26 protein-coding genes are annotated in these 25,321 nt (G+C 59.5%); 14 read left to right on the top strand and 12 right to left on the bottom strand.

Going from position 1 to position 25,321, the window contains the following annotated elements:
• Positions 1-31: 31 nt before the first annotated feature.
• The gene (locus tag GXX95_07290; GenBank protein ID NLT37945.1) at positions 32-1,708 is read right to left on the bottom strand and encodes a hypothetical protein; all 1,677 of its coding nucleotides are present in this window, start codon (positions 1,706-1,708) and stop codon (positions 32-34) included.
• A 403-nt stretch (positions 1,709-2,111) separates the two neighbouring features.
• On the opposite strand from GXX95_07290, the gene tmk reads away from it, so the two are divergent.
• From tmk to GXX95_07305, 3 genes are read left to right on the top strand one after another with little or no spacing between them, the layout of a single operon-like run.
• Positions 2,112-2,768 carry a dTMP kinase gene (gene tmk, locus GXX95_07295; protein ID NLT37946.1) on the top strand — a complete coding sequence of 219 codons (657 nt, stop codon included), beginning with the start codon at positions 2,112-2,114 and terminating at the stop codon, positions 2,766-2,768.
• Positions 2,769-2,792: 24 nt separating this feature from the next.
• Entirely contained in the window at positions 2,793-3,992 is a 1,200-nt protein-coding gene (gene coaBC / locus GXX95_07300) for a bifunctional phosphopantothenoylcysteine decarboxylase/phosphopantothenate--cysteine ligase CoaBC (protein NLT37947.1), read from the top strand.
• The gene (locus tag GXX95_07305; GenBank protein ID NLT37948.1) at positions 3,989-4,867 is read left to right on the top strand and encodes a GHMP kinase; all 879 of its coding nucleotides are present in this window, start codon (positions 3,989-3,991) and stop codon (positions 4,865-4,867) included. The genes coaBC and GXX95_07305 overlap by 4 nt, the downstream gene beginning before the upstream one ends.
• On the opposite strand, the gene GXX95_07310 is transcribed toward GXX95_07305, so the two are convergent.
• Both GXX95_07310 and GXX95_07315 read right to left on the bottom strand, forming a co-directional pair.
• The gene (locus GXX95_07310; protein NLT37949.1) at positions 4,856-5,149 is read right to left on the bottom strand and encodes a DUF357 domain-containing protein; all 294 of its coding nucleotides are present in this window, start codon (positions 5,147-5,149) and stop codon (positions 4,856-4,858) included. The two genes, GXX95_07305 and GXX95_07310, sit on opposite strands and share 12 nt — an antisense overlap.
• Positions 5,146-6,648: an ATP-binding protein gene (locus GXX95_07315; GenBank protein NLT37950.1), complete on the bottom strand. Its 1,503-nt coding sequence runs from the start codon at positions 6,646-6,648 to the stop codon at positions 5,146-5,148. Before GXX95_07315 ends, GXX95_07310 begins: the two co-directional genes overlap by 4 nt.
• 417 nt (positions 6,649-7,065) lie before the next feature.
• Here GXX95_07315 and GXX95_07320 point away from each other — a divergent pair, with 417 nt between their 5' ends.
• The gene (locus GXX95_07320) at positions 7,066-7,914 is read left to right on the top strand and encodes a ribose-phosphate diphosphokinase (GenBank protein ID NLT37951.1); all 849 of its coding nucleotides are present in this window, start codon (positions 7,066-7,068) and stop codon (positions 7,912-7,914) included.
• Between the two features lie 125 nt (positions 7,915-8,039).
• Positions 8,040-9,443 (top strand): proline--tRNA ligase, encoded by a 1,404-nt coding sequence (locus GXX95_07325; GenBank protein ID NLT37952.1) that lies wholly within the window; start codon positions 8,040-8,042, stop codon positions 9,441-9,443.
• Between the two features lie 190 nt (positions 9,444-9,633).
• Here the strand turns inward: GXX95_07325 and GXX95_07330 are convergent, their stop codons facing one another.
• The 3 genes from GXX95_07330 to GXX95_07340 all read right to left on the bottom strand — a co-directional run bounded on the left by GXX95_07330 (position 9,634) and on the right by GXX95_07340 (position 11,924).
• Positions 9,634-9,840: a hypothetical protein gene (locus GXX95_07330; GenBank protein ID NLT37953.1), complete on the bottom strand. Its 207-nt coding sequence runs from the start codon at positions 9,838-9,840 to the stop codon at positions 9,634-9,636.
• Between the two features lie 113 nt (positions 9,841-9,953).
• Positions 9,954-10,553, bottom strand: coding sequence for an isoprenylcysteine carboxylmethyltransferase family protein (locus GXX95_07335; GenBank protein NLT37954.1), 600 nt, complete (start codon positions 10,551-10,553; stop codon positions 9,954-9,956).
• A 144-nt stretch (positions 10,554-10,697) separates the two neighbouring features.
• The gene (locus GXX95_07340) at positions 10,698-11,924 is read right to left on the bottom strand and encodes a hypothetical protein (protein ID NLT37955.1); all 1,227 of its coding nucleotides are present in this window, start codon (positions 11,922-11,924) and stop codon (positions 10,698-10,700) included.
• A 198-nt stretch (positions 11,925-12,122) separates the two neighbouring features.
• On the opposite strand from GXX95_07340, the gene GXX95_07345 reads away from it, so the two are divergent.
• The 6 genes from GXX95_07345 to purQ all read left to right on the top strand — a co-directional run bounded on the left by GXX95_07345 (position 12,123) and on the right by purQ (position 18,664).
• Positions 12,123-12,911: a tRNA (adenine-N1)-methyltransferase gene (locus tag GXX95_07345; GenBank protein ID NLT37956.1), complete on the top strand. Its 789-nt coding sequence runs from the start codon at positions 12,123-12,125 to the stop codon at positions 12,909-12,911.
• A 9-nt stretch (positions 12,912-12,920) separates the two neighbouring features.
• Positions 12,921-13,571, top strand: coding sequence for an NAAT family transporter (locus tag GXX95_07350; GenBank protein ID NLT37957.1), 651 nt, complete (start codon positions 12,921-12,923; stop codon positions 13,569-13,571).
• 56 nt (positions 13,572-13,627) lie between these two features.
• The gene (locus GXX95_07355) at positions 13,628-15,148 is read left to right on the top strand and encodes a transglutaminase domain-containing protein (GenBank protein NLT37958.1); all 1,521 of its coding nucleotides are present in this window, start codon (positions 13,628-13,630) and stop codon (positions 15,146-15,148) included.
• A 99-nt stretch (positions 15,149-15,247) separates the two neighbouring features.
• Positions 15,248-15,487, top strand: coding sequence for a phosphoribosylformylglycinamidine synthase subunit PurS (gene purS / locus GXX95_07360; protein ID NLT37959.1), 240 nt, complete (start codon positions 15,248-15,250; stop codon positions 15,485-15,487).
• Positions 15,484-17,823: a phosphoribosylformylglycinamidine synthase subunit PurL gene (gene purL, locus GXX95_07365; GenBank protein ID NLT37960.1), complete on the top strand. Its 2,340-nt coding sequence runs from the start codon at positions 15,484-15,486 to the stop codon at positions 17,821-17,823. Before purS ends, purL begins: the two co-directional genes overlap by 4 nt.
• A 19-nt stretch (positions 17,824-17,842) precedes the next feature.
• Positions 17,843-18,664: a phosphoribosylformylglycinamidine synthase subunit PurQ gene (purQ, locus tag GXX95_07370; protein ID NLT37961.1), complete on the top strand. Its 822-nt coding sequence runs from the start codon at positions 17,843-17,845 to the stop codon at positions 18,662-18,664.
• Here purQ and GXX95_07375 read toward each other — a convergent pair whose 3' ends face one another.
• Positions 18,665-19,324, bottom strand: coding sequence for a DUF120 domain-containing protein (locus GXX95_07375; GenBank protein NLT37962.1), 660 nt, complete (start codon positions 19,322-19,324; stop codon positions 18,665-18,667).
• 141 nt (positions 19,325-19,465) lie between these two features.
• Between GXX95_07375 and GXX95_07380 the strand changes: the two genes are divergently transcribed.
• Positions 19,466-20,284, top strand: coding sequence for a DUF2099 family protein (locus GXX95_07380; GenBank protein ID NLT37963.1), 819 nt, complete (start codon positions 19,466-19,468; stop codon positions 20,282-20,284).
• On the opposite strand, the gene GXX95_07385 is transcribed toward GXX95_07380, so the two are convergent.
• The 4 genes from GXX95_07385 to GXX95_07400 all read right to left on the bottom strand — a co-directional run bounded on the left by GXX95_07385 (position 20,281) and on the right by GXX95_07400 (position 23,101).
• Positions 20,281-20,637 (bottom strand): twitching motility protein PilT, encoded by a 357-nt coding sequence (locus tag GXX95_07385; protein NLT37964.1) that lies wholly within the window; start codon positions 20,635-20,637, stop codon positions 20,281-20,283. The genes GXX95_07380 and GXX95_07385 overlap by 4 nt on opposite strands.
• A 6-nt stretch (positions 20,638-20,643) precedes the next feature.
• Positions 20,644-21,867, bottom strand: a complete 1,224-nt coding sequence (locus GXX95_07390) for a translation initiation factor IF-2 subunit gamma (GenBank protein NLT37965.1) — start codon at positions 21,865-21,867, stop codon at positions 20,644-20,646.
• Complete coding sequence (locus GXX95_07395) at positions 21,864-22,259, bottom strand: 30S ribosomal protein S6e (GenBank protein ID NLT37966.1); 396 nt, start codon at positions 22,257-22,259, stop codon at positions 21,864-21,866. Before GXX95_07395 ends, GXX95_07390 begins: the two co-directional genes overlap by 4 nt.
• Before the next feature lie 356 nt (positions 22,260-22,615).
• A complete protein-coding gene (locus GXX95_07400; protein ID NLT37967.1) occupies positions 22,616-23,101 on the bottom strand; it encodes a hypothetical protein in 486 nt (161 codons plus the stop codon).
• Positions 23,102-23,335: 234 nt separating this feature from the next.
• On the opposite strand from GXX95_07400, the gene GXX95_07405 reads away from it, so the two are divergent.
• Positions 23,336-23,491: a hypothetical protein gene (locus GXX95_07405; protein ID NLT37968.1), complete on the top strand. Its 156-nt coding sequence runs from the start codon at positions 23,336-23,338 to the stop codon at positions 23,489-23,491.
• A gap of 210 nt (positions 23,492-23,701) precedes the next feature.
• Here GXX95_07405 and GXX95_07410 read toward each other — a convergent pair whose 3' ends face one another.
• Positions 23,702-24,325 carry a hypothetical protein gene (locus GXX95_07410; GenBank protein ID NLT37969.1) on the bottom strand — a complete coding sequence of 208 codons (624 nt, stop codon included), beginning with the start codon at positions 24,323-24,325 and terminating at the stop codon, positions 23,702-23,704.
• 340 nt (positions 24,326-24,665) lie between these two features.
• Here GXX95_07410 and GXX95_07415 point away from each other — a divergent pair, with 340 nt between their 5' ends.
• The gene (locus GXX95_07415; GenBank protein ID NLT37970.1) at positions 24,666-25,118 is read left to right on the top strand and encodes a GyrI-like domain-containing protein; all 453 of its coding nucleotides are present in this window, start codon (positions 24,666-24,668) and stop codon (positions 25,116-25,118) included.
• Positions 25,119-25,321: the final 203 nt, after the last annotated feature.

Here is a 25,321-nt window from a genome sequence, read left to right on the forward strand (position 1 = left end):
ATCACGACCTTGGGGATGAAACCACCACGGCTCATATTGGCAATGCCTGAACAACATAACCCTCCAGTTCCTGGGGGAACTGACCGATGCCCCATCCCAGAGCGGTGGTCTCGCAATAATAGTATACAGAACCCTCGTACGTGTACGACCGACCTTCATAAACGTCCCCGGAGATGCCTGCGGCCATGTGACCCGAGACGCCTGGGCTTGTGTACTTCAGCATGATCACGTCGTTCTCCATCGGCAGGGACCTGATCAGCGAGGCGAACAGCGCCACCTTGTCCTCGCAATCCCCCCCTCCATCGACCAGGGTCTCCAGGGGATAACGGGGATATTCCATCTGGCCGGCGGTGGTCTCATCGCTGGTGTACGGAATGCCCTGAACGAAGGACAGGATGAACTGGACGGGGTCGTGTCCGTTGAGCAGGGCGGTGCTCCTCAGGTCCTCAGCGATGGTCGCCAAGACGGCATCATCATCGTCGACGTAGGAGCTGTAGTTGAATGAACGGTCCTGCTCATGTAGAGGGTAATAGTCAGTACCGTTTATGGTCGCGGTCATCGACCACACCTGCCCACCGTAGAGCCATTCATATCCTACATTGAATGCCTCGACGCCGAGGAAGAAACGCCCTGTGCCGCTCCAGGGGCTCCACCTCCCATCGTCGGACGTCCTCACCCTCCACGAGTAAGTGGTGTTCTCCACCAGGGGCTGTGATAGGGTGTACACGCTCTCCGTGGTGGTTGTATCCAGGGTGGGGTTCTCGAAGAGATCGGACGGAGAGACCTGCACCTGATAGCTGTCCGCCCCGGACACCCCTTCCCAATCGAGCAGTACCTCGCTGCCCAGAACGGTGGTGGAGTCGGTGGGGCCGATGAGGGAGGGAGGCAAAACGAAAACGTTGTAAGAGAAGGTCCAGGTCTCGCTCCACGTGCTTAACAGTGACATGTGATGAGCCGATACTCTCCAGTAGTACGTGGTACCCTCCATTAAAGAGAACTCGGGTGCGTACGAGGCCTCGCCCAGGACGAGATCCACTATAGTGTCGGTGAAGGCAGGGGTGACGGAGACCTGCAGGCGGTACTCGTCAGCGTGGGCGACCTCCTCCCACTCCAAGATCGGAACGCGGTTGGACAAGGCGCTCCCGTCCGCCGGCGAGGACAGCTCCGGCGCCCTCAGCCCCGTCCGCAAGGAGAACGTCGTGGCCTCGCTCGCAGGACCATAGTTCCCGTTGACCACGGCCCGCACCGTCCAGCGATAGGTTCCGTCCGCTAGGACCTCGTGGAGGACGTAGCTGGAGGTCGGTGACGAGCGGTTCATGCGGAAGCCGTACTGGTCCAGGCAGGTGATGAGCAGGGAGTAGCTCTCGGCCGGACCATATGAAGACCAGGAAAGGGCGACCGAGGCCTCGTTGACCTCCTCCCTGTCGTCCGGTCCCAGATGCACCAGCACCGGGATGCTCGTGCTCTCTCCGTTTGGCCCGTTGAGCAGGCCCAGCACCGGGCCGACGAGGAGGGCGGCAGCGATAAACAACGCCCCCACGACGACCAACCAGGCCTTGGAACGTCCTCTGCTCTTCCCTATCGCTTGTCCATTCGGTTGCTGTGCGCTCGGAGCGGCTCGATCCCTTCCCGGACCGCGTTCGGGATCGGGGCCGGACGGATAGATGTCCGCGTACCTCTTCTCCCTGTTCTCTACGTCCCTTTCCATTTAATGGATCCTCGAATATCCAGCAGTACGCCCGTGGAGCAAGGTCGTACCCATCTTCGGTGGGAGGCAGGCATGCAACGGAAGAACGCGCACGGTCGCTCCCGCCTTGTTCATGTTATCATGCGCTCATCGTTCTTAATGGAACGCATGAGGGTCCACCGCCGCACCCTACCCTAACCATAAATAGCTGGATGACCGCTCTCGTTCCGGGGACGAGCATATCTGGGAGCCTTGGTCCAAGCTCAAGGCACCCTTGACGTTCAGTATCGGTCGTTGTACCCGACGTGCAGTGATCCGCAAACGGAGCGTGAGGAGGGGATGCCTGCTCGAGATCCTCAAGAGGTGCGACCTCCCGGACCGGGGCCGCAGGTGATGAACGCCCATGAACGAAGGTGATGGCCCGTTGATCGAAGATCGCACCGTTGGCAGAACGCTACAGGTCACGGAGGCGCGCTGTATCCCTTCTGGCCGCTTCTTCGTGTTCGAGGGGATCGATGGCTCGGGGAAGAGCACCGTCGCCCGTCTCTTCGCCGAAAGGCTGCGGTCCACCGGCCGGGAGGTGGAGCTCACGGCCGAGCCTACCAGCACCTGGTTGGGAGACCAGGTCCGCCGGGGGAACAGGGATGCGAAGAACGACTTCACCGAGACCTTCCTGTACATCGCCGACCGGGCCGAGCATACCTCTCAGATCCTGAAATGGACGTCGGAGGGCCGAGCCGTGGTCTGCGACCGTTATGTCGGGAGCACTCTGGCCTATCAGGGCGTGACCCTCCGCCCCCACCTAGGACCGGGGACCCTGGAATGGCTCAAGAGGGTGAACGAGCCTATCATCGTCCGCCCCGACGCGACCTTCCTTTTGCGGATCGATCCCGCAAAGGCCATGGCGCGGCTGGAGGACAGGAAGGGGAGGGAGAAGTTCGAGAAGATCACCTTCCTAAAGAAGGTGGCCGCCCTGTACGACAGGATCGCCGAGGAGGATCCCTCCTATATCGTGGTGGACGCGGAGCGCCCCCTGGACGAGGTCCTGGGGATGGTGATGTCCATGGTAAGTAAATATTAAAACGTCCTGCGGGGTTGGTCCATCATGCATCCTTCCGAGACCATCCGGTTCGCCAAGGGACGGGAGCTTGAGGGCAAGCTCATCGTACTGGGCATGACCGGCAGCATCGCCGCGGTGGAATCCTTCGAGCTGGTCAGAGAGCTGATCCGCCACGGGGCGGAGGTACAGGTGGTCATGACCCCGGAGGCCCAGAGGCTCATGACCCCGGAGGCCATGGAGTTCGCCAGCGGTCGGGCGGTGATCACGAAGCTGACCGGGGCTACGGAGCACGTTAGCCTCCTTGGCGATTACCCTGGACGGGCGGACATGTTCCTGGTGTCACCGTGCACGGCCAACACCATATCCAAGATGGCCCTGGGGATCGATGATACGCCGGTGACCACCATGGCGACCCTGGCCATCGGAACTCACACTCTCATGTTAGTGGCCCCGGCGATGCACCTGGCGATGTTTGAGAACGCAGCGGTGCAGCGAAACGTGCTGGCGCTGAAGGACATGGGGGTCGAGCTGGTGGGCCCGGTGCTAGTCGGCAAGAAGGCACGGGTGGCCTCGGTGGAGGAGATCGTGGACAAGGTGCTGGCGATGTTCTCCAAGGGGGACCTGTGCGGGAGGAAGGTGCTCATCATCGGAGGCTCCTCGGAGGAGCCGGTGGACAGCGTCAGGGTGGTTAGCAATACTGGCACCGGGGCCACCGCAGCGGAGATGGTCAGAGTGGCTCGCCAGAGGGGCGCGGAGGTGGAACTGTGGGCCGGGAGGATGTCCGTTCCCGTACCCACGGGCATACCCGTCAGGTCCTTCCGTTCCGTGGAGGACCTGGTGAGCATGGTCGGTGAGGTCGATCACGATGTGGTCATCGTTCCCGCCTCCCTTTCCGACTACGCTCCTACGAAGATCGCTGGCAAGATGCCATCGGGCAAGAGCTCAGTGGACCTCGAACTGCACCCCCTGCCCAAGGTCCTTCCCCTTCTGAGGCCCCGGACGAAGGTGCTGGTGGGCTTCAAGGCCGAGGTCGGGGTATCCCCGGCGGTGCTGTCCAAGAGAGCGGTGTCGAGGCTCAAGGAGTACGGCCTCGATATGATCGTGGCCAATGACCTCGAGGATGTCGGGCAGGGGAGCACCAAGGCGATCATCATCACCGCGGATGGTGGCAGGAAGAAGTATGAGGGGGACAAGCGAGGCCTGGCGGACGCGGTCCTAGACGAAGCGGTCAAGGTCCTGGGATGAGAGTAACCGCCTACTGTCCCGGCCATATCACCGGCTTCTTCGTGCCGTGCGTCCATGAGGACCCGCTCAGGACCGGTTCCCGGGGGGCGGGCATATGCATCGACAGGGGCGTTACCGCCACCCTCGAGGTTCTTCCAGGAGATGGCTCGATGGAGTTCATCGTCGACGGCGTTATGCGCGATGCCCCGGTCATGCGTGACGTCTTAGAGAACCTCATGGGAGGGGGGGATTTCGACATCATGGTGGAAGCGAGCCTGGGGCTGCCCATCAGTTCTGGCTTCGGCATGAGCGCGGCGGGAGCGCTGGCGACCGCTTTCGCCATGGCCGAGGCGTTGGGAAGGACGACGGAGGAGGCCTTCGCCGCAGCCCATCGCGCAGAGCTGGCCAACGGCACGGGTCTGGGGGACGTGGCCGCCCTGTCCCGCGGGGGGATGACCTTCCGCCGGAGGGAGGGTATACCTCCCTTCGGCCGCATCGACCGACTGACAGATGCGCTGGACATAGTGGCGGCCGTGGTAGGTCCGGTCATCCGCACCTCCGATGTGCTGAGGGATCCCACCAAGCGCAAAACGATAGATAGCATCGGCAGGGAGTGCTATCGCCTGCTGGCCAAGGACCCTACCCCGGACATGTTCTTCCGAACCAGCCGGGAGTTCACCATGCGCTCCGGCCTGGCGGGACCTCCCGTCATGGACGCCCTGGAGGCGATAGAAAGACTGGGTGACGCCTCTATGATAATGTTAGGAAACTCAATCTTCGCCCGAGGGGACCTGGACGCTATGCAGAGTGAACTGTCGCGGTTCGGCACCACGTACCGATTGTCCCTGGACCTGCTGGGCCCGAGGGTCCTGAGCTCTGAGGGCTCACTCGTATAGCGTGAAGAGCTTGTCGTCCTCGCCCACGTCGAAAAGGCCTATGCGCGCCCCGCAGTCCAGCCAACCGTGGGCATAGTTTACGCTGGCGAAGGCGTTGACATAGTCGCCGACCTCGCGGAAGTGCCGGGCGTCGTTATAGTAGGAGGTCGCCATATTGAGGAAGTCGTCGGCCAGTTTCTTCCCGAAGGACCGCGGCGGGGCCGCTACCTTGAGCTTGTCCAGGGCCCTCTTGGTGGTGTCCAGGTACTTGGCCAGCTTCTCGTCGGAAATGATGTCCTTCATGCCTCATCATCCTCGGTCGGTATTATCTCCACGCTCTCTCCGCCGTGGCGGCTCTCCCGGGGCCGTACCTCCACGAACAGGGGCATCTGGATGCTCCCGCCGATGCACAGGGCGACCCCGATGGGCAGCCTCTGGATCTCATCAGCCATTCCTGCGGTCAGGCCTTCCACGGAGGCGGTTATGGCCTTGAGGTCATTGGGGTTGGTCACCTTGAGTATCATCTGCGTGTTGCACTGGCTGAGAACATTCTTGTCGATCTTAGCCGCCCTCTGGCTAATGATAGTGAGGCCAAGACCGAACTTGCGGCCCTCGGCAGCGATGGTGCGGAATATCTTGGAGGACGCGGCCAGCCCCTGCTGAGGACAATAGTTATGGGCCTCCTCCACCACCAGCATCATGGGCGGTATCTTACCCATCTTTCGCAGCTCGAACAGCGCGGTGCAGATACGGTTCACGATCAGCTCGGCGATCTCCGGGACCGTGCCCTTGAGATTGATGATGGTCACCTTGCCCTTGACCACCAGATCATCTATGCGCGTCCCCGCGGGGGCGAAGATCTTGCAGTCGTCCAGGAACTGCAGCTCGTTCACGAGGGCGGCGTTGTTCCCCTCCTCGTCGCTCTCCAGCACCCGGATGATGTCCTTTAGGGAGTACTCCTTCTTGACGCTCTTCACCGCATCGATGGCCTTCCGCAACGCGTTCAGGTAGGCCTTGCCGTTCTTGATGCTGGTCAGAGAAAGCAGGTCGCCCGCCTCGATGTTCGCCAGCGTGAACAGCAGGGGAGTGGCCTGGGGGTTCACGGTGGTGTCCGTGGCGAACTCGATGATGCGGTCCGCGAAGCCGCGGTTGGTGACGTTGAAGTTCCGGGAGCTGGTGGAAGGGCGCCCCGCCTCGCGCATGGCGCCATACTCTCCGTGAGGGTCGAGCACCATGATGGTTACGTTGTGCTTCATCAGCTCCTCCACCAGGTCACCACACATGAACGATTTTCCCCCGCCGGTCTTGGCCAGGATGCTGACGTGCTTCTGCACCATGGAGTTGATGTCCATCTCCACCCGGATGTCGTGGCCGAACAGCAGGCCGATGTACGCTCCCGTCGGGGTGTTCTCCTTCAGCCCGATGACCTTCTTGATCAGCTCGTCCCCGGCCTTGTATACGGGCAGGCCGGCATTGAACGGTGTACGCGGGACCTGCAGCAAGCCGCGCTCATCGCGGTAGCCGATGACGTTGACCAGGGCGGTGACCTTCTCGTGTATGAGCACGTCCTCACCCTGCGAGATCATCTTTGCCCGGTCCAGGGAGAGGTCTGTCTTGCGCTGCATATCCATTACCTGACCCAACACCCATCCTGCGGCCTCATGCCGGGCCTGGACATACTCCATCTTCTCGACCCTGCCGGTGACGCTGAGGTTGAAGCTGGAGGTACCCACGTCCCCATAGATTATCCCCACAGCCTCCAATCCGTCGTCATCGGTGAGCGGAGCTGGGTCTGCGGCGATCGTGGTTGCTTCGACATCTTGAACGGGCGCTGGTGCCGCATTCTCCGGTCGTGCTGTCGGAGCCCTTACATAAGGCCCACCAGAAACAGGATCAGCGGTCGGCTCACCAACGACCTGGGGCGGACTGTCCGCCTCGGTTTCCATGTGCATCCCGAAAAGATATTAGATGCTCTCGATAAATAAATTGTTACATGATTACGATACCTGGTGATGAGAGTCGTGGAAGCAGCCAGATATGCCAACGATCCGCATCGTGATGTTGCATTTCTGCAGGCATCGGCCCGCTCAATGATAGGAGGATGATGCATACCGGACTTTCACATATCCATGAGGGTGCTCATGAGGGAGTCCATATGTACAGGAAAAAGGAAGGTCGGACAGCGTAGGATTTAAGACGGAAACGCCAATGCCCTTCGTATGATCGTAGTCGGCGGTTCTTCCTCGAAGATGCTTGCCCAGGACCTGGCAAAGGAACTGGAGTGCAAGTACCTGCAAGCCCATACCACGCGCTTCCCGGACGGGGAATGCTATGTGCGGATCGAGGAGGAGCGGATCGATGATGAGGTCGTCATCGTCCAGAGCACCCACCCCGACCACAACACGGTCGAGCTGCTGCTCCTGCAGGACGCGGCCATTGGCCTGGGGGCGAAGAAGGTAAGCACGGTGGTGCCATACTTCGGGTACGCCCGGCAGGATGAGCGTTTCAAGAGAGGGGAGGCGCTCAGCGCTAAGGTTATGGTCAAGGTGGTGGAGATGAACTCCCGGAGGATCGTCACAGTCGACATCCACAAGCCCATAGTCCTGGACTGGTTCCGCGGGGACGCTTTCGATGTCCATGCGGCCCCGTGCATAGGCGATTTCTTCAAGGGTTCGGAGATCGACATGGTCCTGGCGCCGGACGAGGGGGCGCTGCAACGGGCCCGCGAGGTCGCCACAGTCATCGGCACGGAGTGGGACTACCTCGAGAAGACGAGGCTCTCGGGCGAGGTCGTCAGGATGGCCCCCAAGAACCTGGACGCCAAGGACAAGAACGCCCTCATCGTCGATGACATCATATCCACCGGCGGGACCATCGAGGCCGCCGCCAACCAGCTGAAGATCATGGGCGCGAAGAGCGTCACCGCCGTGTGCACCCACGGCCTGTTCGCCAAGGGAGCGCTGGACCGGCTGCGGAAGTGCTGCAATGCGGTGTATTCCACCAACACCATCGAGGGCGAGGTGTCCGTGATCTCCGTGGCCCCTCAGATCGCCAAGGCCCTGCGCTGAGCAGCACCATCGACCTATTCTCTTTACGATCCGCTCTCCGCCGTCGGTGCTCGTGGCCCCGGCGACCGGCCTTGAAACATTTAAGTGCGGAACCTTATTCGGTGGAGCTATCAAGGGTGTGACGGATGAAGAAGGAAGAGAACTTCAGCGAGTGGTACAACGAGCTGGTCGATACCGCTGGCCTTACCGATAAGCGCTATCCCATCAAGGGAATGAACGTCTGGCCTGCCTATGGGTGGAAGATCATGCAGTACATCGATTCCTTCATCCGCCAGGAGCTGGACGCCACCAACCATGATGAGGTGTGCTTCCCTCTCCTAATCCCCAAGTCCGAGTTCCAGAAGGAGAAGGACCACATCAAGGGCTTCGACGCCGAGGTGTACTGGGTCACGCATGCCGGCCTCAACGAGCTGGACATCCCCCTGCTCCTGCGGCCTACTTCAGAGACGGCAATGTACCCCATGTTCTCCATCTGGGTCCGCTCCCACGGGGACCTGCCCCTGAAGATCTATCAGCTGGTCAACACCTTCCGGTACGAGACCAAGCAGACACGTGCCTTCATCCGCGTCCGCGAGATCCACTTCTTCGAGTCCCATACCTGCCATGTGGACGAGGCCGATGCCCAGCGCCAGGTGGAGGAGGACTTCGTCATCCTGGAGAAGATCATGCAGAAGCTGTGCCTGCCGTACAAGCTGCTGAAGCGCACTGACTGGGACAAGTTCCCCGGCGCTTACTACACCGTCGGCATCGATACCGCCATGATGCGCGGTCGCAGCCTGCAGCTGGGCTCCATCCACCATTACAGGGAGAACTTTTCCCGTCCGTTCGACATCAAGTACGAGGACGTCGACGGAAGCACCAAGTATGTGCACCAGACCACCTACGGGATGTCGGAGAGGCTCCTCGGCTCCGTGGTCGGGGTGCACGGCGATGACAAGGGACTGGTCCTGCCGCCCGCCCTCGCCCCCTTCCAGGTGGTCATTGTGCCCATACTGGCAAAGGGGAACGTGGAAGCGGTGACGGCGCAGGCCCGGGCGTTGCGCGATGAGCTCAAGGATGCGGGGGTCCGGGTAACGCTCGATGAGAGCGATGAGCGCCCCGGAGCCAAGTTCTTCAAGTGGGAGCTGAAGGGTGTGCCCCTGCGCCTGGAGCTGGGGGCTAGGGACATCGAGAAGGGTGTGGTGGCGTACGCCCGCCGGGACGATGGGAAGAAGGGTAGCTTTGACCGCGGCAAGGTCGTGGACGAGGTACGGTCCATGTTAGGCCTCATCGCCAAGGACATGCGCGCCAAGGCCCAGAGGTTCCTTGACGACTCCATCATTGACGTCGACAACATGGAGTTCAAAGAGGTGCCGGAGAAGTGGCTGCGTTTCGGATGGTGCGGGGAGCAGGAGTGCGGACGCAAGATAGAGGAACGCACCGAGCTGAAGATCCTAGGGAGCCCGTACGTCAAGGAGGAGTTCCACGGAAAGTGCCTTTGCTGCAGTAAGGAGACCGACACCGTGGTCTATGCTGCCCGGTCGATGTAAACACCTTCAAAACTTACATTTTTGAAGATTGCCAGCGGGTGTGATGGGAGCTCAGCAACGGACGGCCCGACACTGAGATACAGCTCCCACCACCGCCTCAAGGTACTCGCATTGGATGCTGCTCTTCGACCACATCTCTTCCTTCCCATGGCTCATCGACATTGATCAGAACATGCGGGAACTGAAAAATTCAATCCTTGTTCTTTAGCAACAATAGGCCCAGGCCGCCGAATGCCACCATGATGATGAAGATGGCGTACACGGGGATGAAACGGGACTCGAAGAAGTTCCAGCTGCCGAAGGCGATCCCCCACACCAAGTAGAAAGCCACTCCGCCGATGATCAGAAGAATGGATAGGAACCTGATGGCCTTGTTAGGTAGATCGACCTCTGCCATGAATCCGGCCAACGCCATAACTGTATAAAATGGTTTTCCAGACAGTTGACGCTGGTAGGGATTTGGTAATGAGCCGTGTCTCTTCGACATGTCCGGCATGCTTGCTGTGCAGCTTAACCGATGAGGCGGGGCAGGAGGGCACCTGTACGGGCCGCATATCCATCGTACTCATCTCCGAACTCCTCCAGGAGTATCCTCTCCTCGAGGGGCACTCGGACAAGAAGGAAGGTGGCTATGGCGGCCAGGGGGAGCATCCCGACCAGATAGTTATGAAGGACCAGCGGCGAAGAGATGGCCCATAGCATCATCGCCAGGTACATGGGATGCCTGATGCGGGAGTAGATTCCAGTGGTGACCAGCCGCCTCTTTCTCCTTGTTCCCGGGGAGATGGTAAAGTTTTCGCCCAGGTCCACGTGGGCCTTCGCCCTGATGAGGAAAGCGGTGACGAGGCCGGCGAGGCCCAGTATAGCCAAGAATGGCGGTGTATTATAGTTCAGCCCATCGTACACGCTGGTCACTGCGTACGTGAACGGAAGAATGATGAACGCTAGATTGACGATGAGGAACAGGAGATACTCTGTCCTTGTGCCCTTCACGACGCTGTGGTCCTTCCTCACTCCGCGAAAGAGAATGCTGATGAAGAAGAAAAAGAACATCAGCGCGAGATAAGCCCAGACGAGGGGTGATGAGCTGAGGGACAGGAGGGTGGCCATTGTGAGGCATCCTAGGGACCGCATCGTTATTGAAGGGCATGTTACCATGAAGAACGGATGCCTAACCGCATCGACCTGTTTGGGCGGGAGCTCAGCATGGACGTATGTAGGATGGGGGCAATGAGAGATCGATCGCGAATGAGACTAGCTGCGCATCCATATATTGCGGATGAACTCCTCATCGCCAGAACCGCTTGTGATGCTTGCGCTATATTCGGTCTGAAGGATGGTGCCGTCCTCCTGACGTATGGCCGCTGTGCGACGCCCAGGCATCTCCAGATGGCCCACTGGGTCTATCGTCCTTATCCACTTGACGGTGTTCTCCAGCCACTGCGCGCGATACCACTTGGGCTGATTGGCGAACCAGCTGATCTCATCGAAGCCCCACCAGCTGATCTCCTCCCCGTAGGACGGCCTGTCAAGAAGGCGGGGAGCGTATCCGTTCCAATTGTCCAGTTCGACCAGGTAAGGCAGCCTCGCACAATCCCAGCCGCTCGGCGAGGTGCCACCCAGGCTATGGGTGAAGATGGAGTCCCTGTGGTTCAGGTATAGGTAGTTCTTACCAAGCCCCACCCCTGGCACGATCTCCTGAGGAGCTTCTTCGGAAGCAACGTGGGGGAACGAGCCATTCGGAGCGCGTCCACGCACAGGATGTGCATGGAAATCGAACATAAGCTTCCCATGGGTATCGATGATCCCGAAGGTGTGGGCGTTTATCAGCACATGGTTGCGGCGTGAGCGCTCCGCGGCATGGCCGCGTATCTTGTCCACCACCTCTGTCCAGTATTCCCACGTCCCATCGCGTGTTCCGGTCAGATGCACCTGCCCCAGATGCAGTCCCTCATATCCCGCATCGATGTGCTCGCAAGCCAGGTAGTAGAAGAACATCCGGGTCTCCACGCGCCTGATGTCTGGAACGCTGAGGCCGCGGCCGAAGTGATCGCGAAACGGTCCCCACCATGGGGACATGCTCTTGTACGAGAAGTGCCGCTCCTCCAGCGGCATATCGAACGCCTCCAGCACCCAAGTGGGTATCCTGATGTCGTTCACCGCCGGGCTGACGTGCTCGAATATACAGGCCTCGCATATCAGGTTGTCGTCCGACCGGTGCAGCCTGTCGATGGCAGCTTTCTGCTGTCCGATGGACTCGACGTAGGCCCTCGTTGGGTCCCAAGCTCCTCCGGAGCGGGCTATATACTTGGCTCCCGTGTTGAGTATCATGCGCAGGTCATCGTCCAGGGTGAGAGCTTTGGCCGTGCAGTCGGAGATCACCATGGCACGGGACAGGTAGCCGCAGAGCACCTGCCTGGATATCCTGCCTTGAAAGGTGAGGTCCAAGCCCACTTTGAGGGGTTGTGACGGATCTGCCATGGATGGTTAGGAAGGTGCTTCTCGCTCAAAAATGATAGTTGTGCTAAGCAGCCTTTTGACCTCGGGACCGTCTGTATCCTTGCCTTGGTCTCCATTGGACCTTCCGATGGGGTTCCATCTGAGCCATGCCCTGTGACGTAAAGTCCTCAGGTCCATGAGAGGGAAAGTATTTTTGTCCGTCCCCCATGCTGGTGAATCATGCTCTCCGAAGGCGATTTGATCTATCTCCTGGATGACAAGGACCGGCGATTCTGGCTTCAGCTCCAGAGAGACATGATGAAGGTGCAGGGCCTGGGTGTCGTCGACGGAACCAAGATCGTCGGAAAGAGCGACGGTTCTCTGGTCAGGCTAGCGGGAAGGGACTTCCATGCCTTCAAGGCAACTGTGGTACAGCTCATGGAATCGCTGGACAGGGGTCCGCAGATCATCACCCCCAAGGATGCGGCCACGGTGGTGTTCCGTCTGGGCCTGAAGGCAGGAGATGTGGTCCTGGAGGCGGGGGTGGGCTCGGGGGCCTTGACGATCGCCCTGCTGAACTCGGTCATGCCATCGGGCAAGGTCATCTCCGTCGAGGTCAGGGAGGAGTTCGCGCACCGCGCCAAGAGGAACATCGAACGGGCCGGGCTAGCCCCTTATTGGGATCTGCGGATCGGGGACGTGAAGAACGTGGACCTAGGCACTATGGTGGACGCAGTAGCGCTGGACATGCCCGACCCGTGGCAGGCGCTGGACAACATCGACCGCGTCCTCCGTCCCGGAGGAACCTTCTCCGCCTTCGTCCCCAACACCAACCAGGTGGAGGGCGTGATCACGGGGCTCAGGGAACATGGGTACCTGGAGGTGGACGCCGTGGAGAACATCCAGCGACGCATCGAGGTCCATCCCGGAGGAGTGCGTCCCGCATATGAGAATCTCGGCCACACCGGATACCTGGTGTTCGCGCGAAAGGCCGCCCATGACCAGCAGCATTTATCAATGGCACGGTGATTAGCAGACATGCAGCCGGAGTTCGCGATCTCGGCCTTTTTAACCGTGTTCGCCATCGTCAACCCCCTGGGGAACATCCCCTTCTTCTTCGCCGTCACCGAGGGGTTCACACCGGCGCAGAAGCAGCGCGTGGCCGCCAAGACCTGCATCGTTGTCCTGGCAGTGCTGTTCACCTTCGCGGTCTTCGGCCAATGGATATTCTCGCTGTATGGCATCACCATCCCCTCGTTCAAGATCGCCGGCGGCGTCCTGCTGTTCTCCATCGCCTTCTCCATGTTGCAGGGTCAGAAGTCCAAGACCAAGATAACCCAGGAGGAACATGATGAGGCGCTCCAGCAGGAGTCTGTGGGCATCGTGCCCCTGGGCATACCGATGTTCGCCGGCCCCGGCGCCATCACCACGGTGATGATCCTGGTCTCCGACTCCTCGACCTACCCGGACTCCTACCTCTACCTCCTGGCCATCGGCCTGGCCATCATCCTCACGGTGGTGATATCCTACGTGGTCCTGAAGGAGTCCGGCAGGATCTTCAACCTCATGGGCAAGTCCGGGGCCATGGCCTTCTCCCGCATAATGGGTCTTCTGTTGGCGGCGGTGGCGGTGAACTTCATCCTGTCCGGCCTCGCCCAGGCCATACCTATCTACGGCCTGGCTCTGTGATCGGAAAGGATATTCAGGCACAAACCTGGAAATAAAATGACTTTGGTCCCTTGACCATGGGACCTTCCAACTCTTCCCGCACAATTTCCATGGTCATCGCCGCCGCGGTCTTCCTCTCTGGTATGGGCGCAGTGCTGGCGATCAACGCCGAGAGGCCCGATCTCACGGCGGAGCAGCTTTTCGACAATGGGATGGTCGAGTTCCAGGCCTCCAACTACGGTGCGGCCTCGGAACTGTTCGAACGCTCGTACCGGGGCCACATGAGCTCCGGAGAGAACGATGAAGCGATGGAAGCGCAGAACATGAAGTTCCGCTGCGACCGGGTCCTGCTCGAGTACGGCCTGACCAGAGAGCAGGCGGAGGACGTGCTCGCTGATACTTTCACCTGGGTACCGGAGGGTCAACGCAGTTCATGGCTCGACGGTCCGAACGTCGAGAAGATCACATCTGACGGCGAGGAAAGATACTACAACAATATCGCCGAGAACATCGCCTTCCGCAATCTCTCACTTCTCCACCAGTGGCGTGATCGGGATGACCCGGACATGTTCAAGGCCATGATGGACGATATCCTGGACCTCGATTCCAACCGATCAGGGACCTACTTCAATCCGGGGGGTTACATCGCTGACGGTTCACTGACGCTCCCCCGCTCCGAGCTGCCACCCACTGGCACACTATCAGTATGGCTCCCGGCCCCCATAGGAACGGCCAGCCAGGTCAACGTAACGGTGGTCTCCGTGGAACCGGAGAAGTGGGTCAAGACCATATCCACGGACGGCGACCTGGGGCAGATATACATGGAGGTCCCGCTGGAGAACCTCACCGGAGACCTGGTCATCGATGTGACCTATTCCTACAAGGTGTACCAGAAGCACTTCGATATCGACCCCTCGTCCCTGGGCGATTACAACCGGACCTCTGAGGACTACATCCGGTACACCACCTCCCAGGAGAACATAAGGATCACGCCGGAGATAACCGCCGAAGCCCTGCAGGTCGTGGGGAACGAGACCAACCCCTATCTGCAGGCCAAGCTCCTGTACGACCACGTGATCGGCACCATCACCTACAGCTACACGCCGCACCTAACCATAGACGCGCTCAACATCGGCGAGTCGGAGTACGTCCGCACGCACCGCTTCGGGGACTGCGGGGCCCAGTCGCAGTACTTCTGCGCCCTGCTCCGCTCCCTGGGAGTACCGGCACGCTCCTGCGGCGGCTACCAGTCCTTCGGTGGCGGTACGGGCAGCCACTTCTGGGCCGAGTTCTACCTGCCCGAGTACGGCTGGATACCGGTCGATGTCACTGCCGCCGACACCGTGGACTGGATACCCCCGGGCCAGGCTACCGAGGGGGAGCGGGCCATGTTCAAGGAGTACTTCTTCGGGAACCTCGACCGCATGCGCTACGTGATCCAGAACGATGCCGACATAGCCCTGGATCCCCAGCCCCAGCAGTCGAACCCCATGGACATGGCGTTCCAGAACGCGATCGTGTCATGCTCGTCGTCAGAGCAGGACCTGCCTCTGATGGCGATGATGAGCTGGAACCTCATCATAACCGCGTTGCCTTAGACGACACGGATGGCGCTGGACCGCGGCGCCCGTCCTATTTTTCTTTCCCTCCCCGCATATAGTTAAGTATTGGACCTCAATTCGGAATCGGTGCTGACCATGGTGACGGCCGAGATCAGGATTGAGCTGAAGCATGGGGTTGCGGACCCTGAGGGCGAGAACACCAAGAAGGCCTTGGAACTGCTGGGCTTCAAGGGCATCAAGAGCGTCAAGACGGTCAAGGTCTTCGAGATGGACCTGGACGTGCCCCCTTCCGAGGCTGCCGCTGTATGCGAAGAGATGTCCCGCAAGCTCCTGGCCAACCCTGTGATCCAGACCTTCAAGGTCGAGCTGAAGTGAGGGATAGCATGGCCAGCAAGGAACTGACCAGGAAAAAGGGCGTACCCTTCCCACTGTACGAGGTGGACCTGTTCTCGGCGTCCCCTGATGAGCTGCGGGAGATGTCCAAGGCCATGGGGCTCAACCTCAGCCTGGATGAGCTGGAAACAGTGAAGACGTACTTCAAGGCCCATGGTCGTCTGCCGACCGACGTCGAGCTTCAATCCATCGCCCAGGCGTGGAGCGAGCACTGCTGCTACAAATCCTCCAAGTGCTTCTTGCGCGAGCACATCTTCGGCATCAAGCACCCCGACGTTCTGGCCAAGGGGGACGCGGGAGTCATGGCATTCGACGACGAGCACGCGTACGCGCTCCGGGTGGAGAGCCACAACCATCCCTCGGCCATCGAGCCGTACGGCGGGGCGGCCACGGGCATCGGCGGCATCGTCAGGGACGTGCTGGCCATGGGCGCCCAGCCCATCGCCCTGGTGGACCCGTTGTTCTTCGGCCCCCTGGACCTCACGAGCGTGCCCCAGGGCGTGAAGCTGCCCAAGTATCTCGCCCGGGGGGTGGTGGCGGGGATACGTGACTACGGGAACCGCATCGGCATCCCCACCGTCGCCGGGGGCATGTTCTTCGATCCCTCCTACACTGGCAACTGCCTTGTCAACGTCGGCTGCATCGGATTCCTGCGGAAGGACAAGTTGCTCAACAACGCCGTGAGGGGTGTCGGTGACGTTCTGATCCTGGTCGGCGGCCGCACCGGTCGTGACGGCATACACGGCGTCACCTTCGCCTCCGCCGAGCTGAGCTCTCGCTCCGAGGACGAGTCCCGGGGGGCGGTGCAGCTGGGCGACCCCATAACCAAGGAGCCCACCATCCATGCGTGCCTGGAGGTCAACGAGAAGGGGCTGGTCAGCGGCATCAAGGACCTCGGAGGGGGCGGCCTGTCCTGCGTGGTGGGCGAGATAGCCCTGGCCGGAGGATGCGGGGCCGTGGTGCAGCTGGACAAGGTCCCTCTGAAGGAAGCGGGCCTGGCTCCGTGGGAGATCTGGGTGTCCGAGTCCCAGGAGAGGATGATGCTCGCCTCGCCCAGAGAGAACGTGGAGAGTATCCTGGAGGCATTCGACCTGTGGGACGTACCGGCCACGGTCATCGGCGAGGTCGTCAAGGAGCAGAAGGTGAAGCTCATCTTCCAGGGGGAGGAGGTGTTCGATCTCGACCTGGACTTCCTCACCAAGGGGCCGGAGTACTGCCGCCCGACAGCGGCCTCCAACGGCATCGGAGAGGTGTCGGTGAAGGAGCCGCAGCTCCCGGAGAGCTGGAACTCGGTGATACTTTCCACGCTGGCGGACCCCAACATCGCCTGCAAGGACTGGGCCATCATGCAGTACGACCATGAGGTCCGCGGGTCCACTGTCATTAAGCCCCTCCAAGGCAAGCCCGGCCTGCACGGTCCTGCTGACGCGACGGTGCTCAAGCCCCTTCCGGACTCGTTCCGCGGCCTGGCCATCGCCATCGGGGTCAACCCCTGGTTCACTTCACAAGATCCGTACAACGGGGGGAGGAGCGCGGTGGATGAGGCTTGCCGCAACATCATCGCCGTGGGCGGGCGACCGCACGCGCTGACCGATTGCCTCAACTTCGGCAATCCCGAGAAACCGGAGCGCCTGTTCGAGTTCAAGGAGGCCGTCCGTGGCCTCGGAGAGATGGCCAGGGACCTGGAGCTGGCGGTGCCGTCCGGAAACGTTTCCTTCTACAACGAGACCGCCCAGGGCCCGGCGCTGCCCACGCCCACGGTGCTGGGGGTGGGCATCGTCGAGGACGTCCGGAAGTGCGTCACCACCGACTTCAAGACGGAGAGGAACCCGGTGTACGTCATCGGTGAGACCAGGGACGAGATGGGCGGGTCCGCCCTGTACCGTCGCTACGGCGGCAGCGGGGGCACCGTACCCACGGTGGACTCGGCGGCCTTGAGGTCAAGGATGGACCTGCTGCTGGGCGCCATGTCCAAGGGTCTCGTTCGAAGCTGCCACGACTGCTCCGACGGCGGTCTGGCGATAGCTCTGGCGGAGATGTGCCTGGGCGGAGATCTGGGGTTCGAGGGAGACCTCGGCGCCCTGGGCGATCTGCCAACAGCGGTGAAGCTGTTCTCCGAGTCCAACTCCCGCTTCGTCGTGGAAGTGGAGCTATCCAAGGCGGGAGAGTTCGAGGCGCTCGCCACGGAGCAGGCCTTCCGCATCGGGAGCGTCGGCCGGAGCCGGATGACCATCAGAGACAAGGGCGTGGCCGTGGACCTGAAGACACAGGCCATGAGAAGGGCATGGTCCGAACCTCTTTGGAGAGCGCTGGGGTGATGAAATGAAGCTCGAAGATATCAAGGTCTGCATTCTCCGCATCGAAGGCACCAATTGCGAGCAGGAGGCGTATGACGCGTTCAAGATCCTGGGGGCGGACCCCGAGAAGGTTCACTTGAAGCAGCTCATTGGACGCTCCCCTGCAGAGCTCCGCCGGGACCTGGACAGCTATCAGGTGCTCATGCTGCCCGGGGGGTTCTCGGCGGGAGACTACGTACGTGCCGGTGCCATCTTCGCCGCCCGCATGAAGAGCCACCTCGCCGCCGACCTGGAGAACTTCATCGCTTCCGGACGGCCGGTCCTGGGGATATGCAACGGCTTCCAGATCCTCGTGGAACTGGGCGTGCTGCCCTCGTTCGACGAGATCATGAGCGAGGCCCCCCAGGCAGCGTTGTACACCAACGTATCCGGCCGCTTCGAGTGCCGCCCCTCTTACCTGAAGCACGAGAACCACGGCAAGTGCGTGTTCACCTCCTTGCTCCCGCGCGGCGAGGTCGTCAACATCCCGGTGGCCCACGCCGAGGGCAACCTACGGTTCCCGTCAGAGAGCGAGGAAGAGTTCGTAGCTCGGCTGGAGGACAACGACCAGGTGGTGTTCCGATACGTTAACCCCAGCGGTGATTACGCCGGATACCCATGGTGCCCCAACGGGGCCATAAGCAACATCGCCGGCATCTGCAACCCCGAGGGCAACGTGCTGGGCATGATGCCTCATCCTGAGCGCGCAATGTTCCGCTACCAGCATCCCGACTGGACCCGCACTGGCGGCAAGCCGGACGCTCCGGGGGACGGGCGCGTCATATTCCGGTCCGTCCTCGACCACGTGAGCAAGCGGATCTGATCATTCCATCTTGATCTGGATCTCCACGACGTCACCATCATGCAGGCCTAGCGTGCGCCGGAGGTTGTACTTGCAGAGGACCTCCATGATGTCGCTGTAGTGCGAACGCGATGGAAGTATTACAGCGCACTCGATGTTCTGGATGGTGGCGTGATACGCCCTCACCTCACCGAACGTACGGCCGTTGCGCTGGAAGCCATTGATCACCACGCCGTCGCCCCGGCGGAGGATGTCCAGCTTATCCACGTCGGAAGGGTTCATCTTCAGGTTCAGCGTGCCCTCGAACGGCACGAAGTTGAGCTTCTCGGTGAACTGTTCCTGGTATCCGGGCTGGGTAACGTAGTACTGCCCCTCGCCCATCCCCGTGGTGACCATGCCGCGGATGGCCAGCTGGTCCCGCAGCTCGAATATCTTCTGGTACTCCGAGTATTCCGAACGCAGGGCGTCCACCCCCTTCTTGGTGAGCTTGATACGCTGCTTCCGGGCACCCAGGTCCCTCTGGATCAGTCCCTCCTCCAAAAGCTCCAGGATGCGCTTGGACGCCGATTGCTGGCTTATCCTCAGCCGCGAGCCCAGCTCCCGCGAGGAGATGGCGATGTAATCGTTTATTCCACCCAGCAGGGCGATCTGCTTCAGAGCGACAGCGAACTTCTCGTTCATTATGATTCGAATCGTATGGCCTACGTCGTATTTGCATCTTGGTAGCAACCCGGATCTTGGTCAGTGAACGTGCTGACCATCGTTTTTATAGCTTTCATGCTTTGAAGATGGCACCGCTCATCGAGCAGGGAAGGTATCTGGATGGATAGGCACGTCATCGAGGCTTTGGGCAGGACGAAGGTTGTGATCAGGGACGGAAAGGTAGTGGAGGTCGGCAGGCCAGAGGTGGATTACTGCCCCCTGTTCGCCAAGGTCCGTAACATCCAGGTCATCACGCCGGAGGTGGTCAGGGAGAACATGGAGTTCAGGATCCGCGACTTTGGCATGTGCACGCCGGAGCGCAAGATGCGCATGAAGGACTTCCTCTCCTTTGGCGTCTCCGAGCTTCTGGGAATGGCCGTGGACCGGGGAATGCTGGACGCCGTGGTCCTGGTGTGCGAGGGTGCGGGCACCGCCGTGGTCTCCGATCCCACACTGATCCAGGGCATAGGCGGGAGGGTCTCAGGCATTGTGGAAACGACGCCTATCCCCGAGATCATTGATGCCATCGGCCAGAACATGGTGCTGGACCCCAAGAGAGCGGGGATCGATCAATATGAAGGTACGAGGTTGGCGTTCCTGCGCGGGTTCAAGCGGATAGGGGTCACCGTGGCATCGGCCGCGGACGCCCGGCGCATCCGAGAGGAGTTCGGCCAGCGCGTGGCCATATTCGCCGTCCACACCACCGGGCGCACCGCTGAAGAGGCGGAGATGTTCTTCGACACCTGCGACATCATCACCTCCTGCGCCTCCAAGGCGGTGAGGGACAGAGCTAAAGAAAAGGCGTTGTTGCAGGTCGGTAACAAGGTCCCCATATACGCTTCCTCACTTTGGGGCGAGATGCTGCTCAAGGTACGCCTGGAGATGCTGAAGAGTTCCAATGTGACCGCGCCCGAGGACCCGCCCCGGCCGCTGATCTAACCGTCATCAAGAGCGAGGTGGCTGCCGCCTTTCAGTAATATGACCTTGATCCGCTTCTTCCGCAGCTTGCTGATCAGCAGGCGGTCATTGGTGACGACGTAAGCGCCCAGGCGTTCGGCGAGCTCCATTACCGCGTTGTCACCCACGGCCACGGTGTCCTCAATGGTGTAGCGGGATAACAGCCGAAGGGCGGCCGACGAGTGCTTGCTGGGGGAGCGCTTCAGTTCACCCACGATCGGTCCAGGAACGAATATCTGGCACTCGCCCAACAGCGAGCGCAGCTGCGTATCTACGTTGATAGAGCGCTCAAAAGGTAAAAGAAGAGCGTTGGTGTCCAGTACCACCTTGGGCATAAATGCCTACTGGATTATGCCGTAGCCGATGAGGCGCCACTTTCCAGATATGCGTCTGGATATGGCGACCCTCTGGTCCTTGAGCGCACATACCGGGATCTTCAGGGCCACCTCGGACTCGTTACCGCGGGCGCTGGTGACTATGCCTACGGTGGTGGCGGTGCCGATGCTCAGCATGAGGGGCTCATTGGTCTTGATGTTCTCGACGATCAGATCCTCGGCGGCACCCACGACCCTCTCCAGGAGGTGGGTGTTCATTACGAACTTATGAACGACCGGTGGCAGGGTGCCGGGCTTTCCGAGCAGCCTTCCCGTCAAGCCATCGGACTTGGTGAGCGCGGGATCCAGCTTGGTGCCGATGGCGATCAGACCACCGGGACGCGCGGTGCTCAGAGTGGTGTTACCGGTGTGCAGAGATTGTATGGTCGTGGTGATCTTCTCCCACGAGGTCTTGCCGCTGACCTCGACCTTCCGGCCAGGAAGGACCTCGATCTCATCCCCGACCTCCAGTGTCCCCTGTGTGAGGGAACCGCCAAGCACTCCGCCCTTCAACGAATCGGGGAAGGACCCGGGCACGTTTATGTCGAAGGACCGGGCGATGTACATCATCGGCGTCTTGGAGCTGTCATACTTCGGTGTGGGGATGTGGGTCTCGATGGTCTCGATAAGCTTGTCGATGTTCACATCGTGGTGGGCGGAAACTGGAATTATGGGGGCGTTCTCGGCGATGGTCCCCTTGACGAAGCGCTTGATCTCACGGTAGTTCTCCAAGGCCTCTTCCTTGGTCACGATGTCGATCTTGTTCTGCACGATGATGATCTTATCGACCCCGATGATCGTCAGGGCCATCAGATGCTCCTTGGTCTGGGGCTGCGGGCAATGCTCGTTGGCCGCGACCAGTAGTAACGCGCCCTGCATCATGGCCGCGCCCGAGAGCATGGTGGCCATCAGCGTCTCGTGGCCGGGAGCGTCGACAAAAGAGATGGCGCGGAGGAACTCGGCCTCCTCATTACACTCCGGGCACATTGCCTTCGTCGTGTACTTATTGCACTTCTTGCAACGATAGAAAGCGGTATCAGCATAGCCCAGTCGAATGGAGATGCCTCTCTTGATCTCCTCCGAGTGACGGTCCGTCCACTCCTCGCTCAAGGCCCTGGTGAGGGTTGTCTTGCCGTGGTCGACGTGGCCGATCATCCCGATATTGACCTCGGGCTGCTGGGACACCTTCATTTCTTCTCCTCTTTCTTAGGGAGCAGTTCCTCGACCGTCTTGGAACCGACGGCGGAAATGGTCATGTTTATCTGAGTGTTCTCAGGGGAGATAGTGTTCCCGCGGACCAGCTTGCGGCGCCTCATTCCATCCACGGGGGCAGCGAAGCCGATGCCATCGGACAACAGGATGTTCTTTCTCCTTACACCAGGCAGGTCAGAGCGCATGGGCACTCCGTCCTTGTCGCTACCTCCTGCGATCGTCAACTTGTATCCGGGAAGGCTAACAAAGATACCGTCCACGACATCCCCGATCTTCTTTCCGATAAGGGAGTTGGCATGATGGCCGGCGACAGGGACCTGGTACGACTTACCGGTCTTGACATCATTGATGACAGCTTTGAATTCTACCATCTAAACACCTTTTTTAGGTAATCGCCTTAATGTAGCTTAGAATAAATAACTATTGGCTCCCCCATGGACTCAGGGTAAAGGTTTTTTTCATGGTGCCAGAACGCGCCCGAGCATTGACGAAAACCATTCGAACTCATTTTTCTTGTTAATGGAGCGCAAATAAGAATTTTTACTATGTTTGACCGATCGGTTGGCCGTACCTCTCACGCGGTTCCCAAGCACTCGCTGAATAAGAACCTTAGAAATGCAGGGCATCTGAGACCAGCACAGGTGAGCTAGCGGCATGAGGTTTTGAATCTCTTACCCTGGACCTCAAGGATCCGTATCCAGGCACATTACCCATTAGGTAACTTTACCTAGCTGTTGCCTTTACCCGCATAACCTTCTGCGAAGTACCTCCTGGTGGAGGGCATGATCAATGCTATGAAAATGGCGAGGCCTAACGCGATGGTCATGTACGTGGCCGGATAGTCCAGACCGATCAGGAGGTTCTCCACGAACAGCCACCCCACTAGAATGGCAATGAGGGCCATCCCGCCCTGCCAGGACCAATGGATACCGCCGGCCCTGCTGATCTCCTTGAAGAACAGCTCCTCCTTCCCCCAGGCACCATGAGCGAGGAGCAGGGGATACAGTCCGAAGATAACGAAGAGGAACAGGCCCACCAGGAAGAAGTTTTGGAAGGGGATCTTCTCCACGACGGAGGATGGGAATCCGATCAGCGAGCCGCTGGGGTCAGCCATAAGGAGCAGTCCGCTGATGATGCCCATCACTCCAAAGAACACTTCCAAAACGACTAGAGCCAGGACGGCCTGGGGACGATGAACGCTTGTTACGGTCAATTTGTCACCAGGCCGGAACCGAGTTAACCCTTATTAAGGGATGAGGTATGGTCTGAGGGAGATCATACTGGACCGACCCCTGATGCCTTTGACCTCTAGACCTTTTCCAAGTTAGATACTTACAGCGATTGGCGACGAACGAAAAGTGAAACCAACAAATATCTCTCAGCTGAATTGAGGATTGCCGATGCATGCATCGGCATTTGCCGTTGGTGCTCGGCACGAGGTGAGAGAATGGAGATGAAGCAGCAGACCCTGAAGACAGCTGAGGGAATGGGAACCCCGAGCGCTCGCTCAGAGGTTATGCCTGTAAGGTATCGAACCGAGACCGCTGGCCATCCCAGAGTTCCGGTCAGGGAGGAGAAGAAGGTCTTCACCAGATACGGATGAGGTTGGTCGTGCAGAGACCCGGTGGATGCTATAGAGGCGGCAAGAAATGGAGAGGCGCGTGACCCGCTACGGGGTTACGGAAATGAGAATGCCAGGCGGGAACAGTGACAAGAACTCCCGCCTGACCTTTTTATGGGGTCACTGATCGTCACCGAGCGTCCATGCTGCATCAGCACTTATCAAAGGCAGAGGTCGCTTAGATCGAGATGATCAGATCGTCCTTGTTGACGGCCCCCTCAACCTCATGAAGCCCAATATGAGGAGGACGATGGCGGCGATGATGGGTATTGTGAAGAGGATGAGCGGCACGTCGATCTCCAGAGCATAGAAGATGATGGCGATGGTGGAGAAGGTCACAAGGTCCAGGGCACCTATGAAAGCAAGGATCTTTCCGCCCTTCTTCATCGCCTCCGACCTCCGTTCCTCCTTCTCAAAGTCAAGAATATTTTGCTTTGGAGCCTTTCTCTCTCGATCTTTGATGGCAGCGCTCACCTCGATGCTCGACCAAAGCTCCTCGAGAAGGGATCCCCAATTCGCCCTGGTCTCCTCCATTCTAAGGGAGATGTTGTCCAGTATGGCTATGGAGGGCCTTGCGGTAACGCTTACTATGACATTCCGTCCAGATGAGTTCAGGACAAAGCTGAGCTTCTTCTTGCCATCGCGCTCGTGAGGCTTCATGGTCTTGAACGTTCCATGCATCGCCTCGATGCTCGCGGGGCCCGTGCTCTTGACCTTCTGAGCTCCTTCCTTGCCAAGCCAAGCGAGTATTCTGCTCAGCACTTTTTCTATAGATGCATCTTTGAACTCATGGACGTATTCGAATTTGATGACCAACTACCCAACTCCAATTAAGCTCCTTGTTGTGATCAGGAGATGTGTGTTAAAGGATAAAGGATGCTGGGCTCATTTTTAGATGCTTGTTGATCGTAACACGTCCATTGTCCAAGCTGGTCCAGGATGGGGCGCATGTAAACGATCCCACCTTTTTTATGGAAGTCCAGGACAGAGGCCAGGGATGAGAGGGTGCCACGAGGGTGTTCTGGACAGGGATCGATCCGTCATGATGTTTGCACTTTCACCTTGATTATCTGAGCCTGGTCCCCATTGAGCGGTGTGCACTTTCGCTTACCTCCCCCGAAATCCTTCATATCTATGCTTTCTCATTGTGAATGACATGGGAGAATTCGAGGTAATCACGACCAAAGCGCAGACAGCCATCTCCATACGAGAGAAGGTGAAGATGCAGGACATACCACAGGCAATGGGGAGGATGTTCGGAGAGCTCATGCCCATCCTCCAGAAGGATGTTCAGTGTGCAGGTCCGCCGTTCGCTCTCTACCACTCCTGGTCGGACGATGAGACGGACATGGACGTAGGTTTCCCCGTGGCGGGAAATGCGGTCACCAAGGGACGTGTCAAGCCGTTGGAGCTGCCTGCCGTCAAGGCAGTGGTGGGTATGCATATGGGCCCTTACGACAAGATCGTCGAAACCTACAACAAGATGATGGAGTGGATTAAAACCAACGGCTACGAGCCAGCGGACTACATGTGGGAGGAATACCTTAACAGCCCGGATGAGGTGCCTGCCGAGAAGCTGATGACCAGGCTGGTATGGCCGATCAAGTAGCCTCATGTCCTTTTTTACTTCCTTTTTTCGAACAATGGATCGAGTAAATTGATGGCCCCTTCTTGTCAGACCGGGTACCGCATATCGATCGCCTCGTCTTGGGGAAACAAGGCCCAGGGAAGGGATGGACCAGCTCCATCGCATAACAGGCACTTTTCTTAAGTGTTGAATGACCATAGTAAAGAGGAGGAATATTCTAACGG

The organism is Methanomassiliicoccus sp., from assembly GCA_012719175.1.
GTDB lineage: Archaea > Thermoplasmatota > Thermoplasmata > Methanomassiliicoccales > Methanomassiliicoccaceae > UBA6.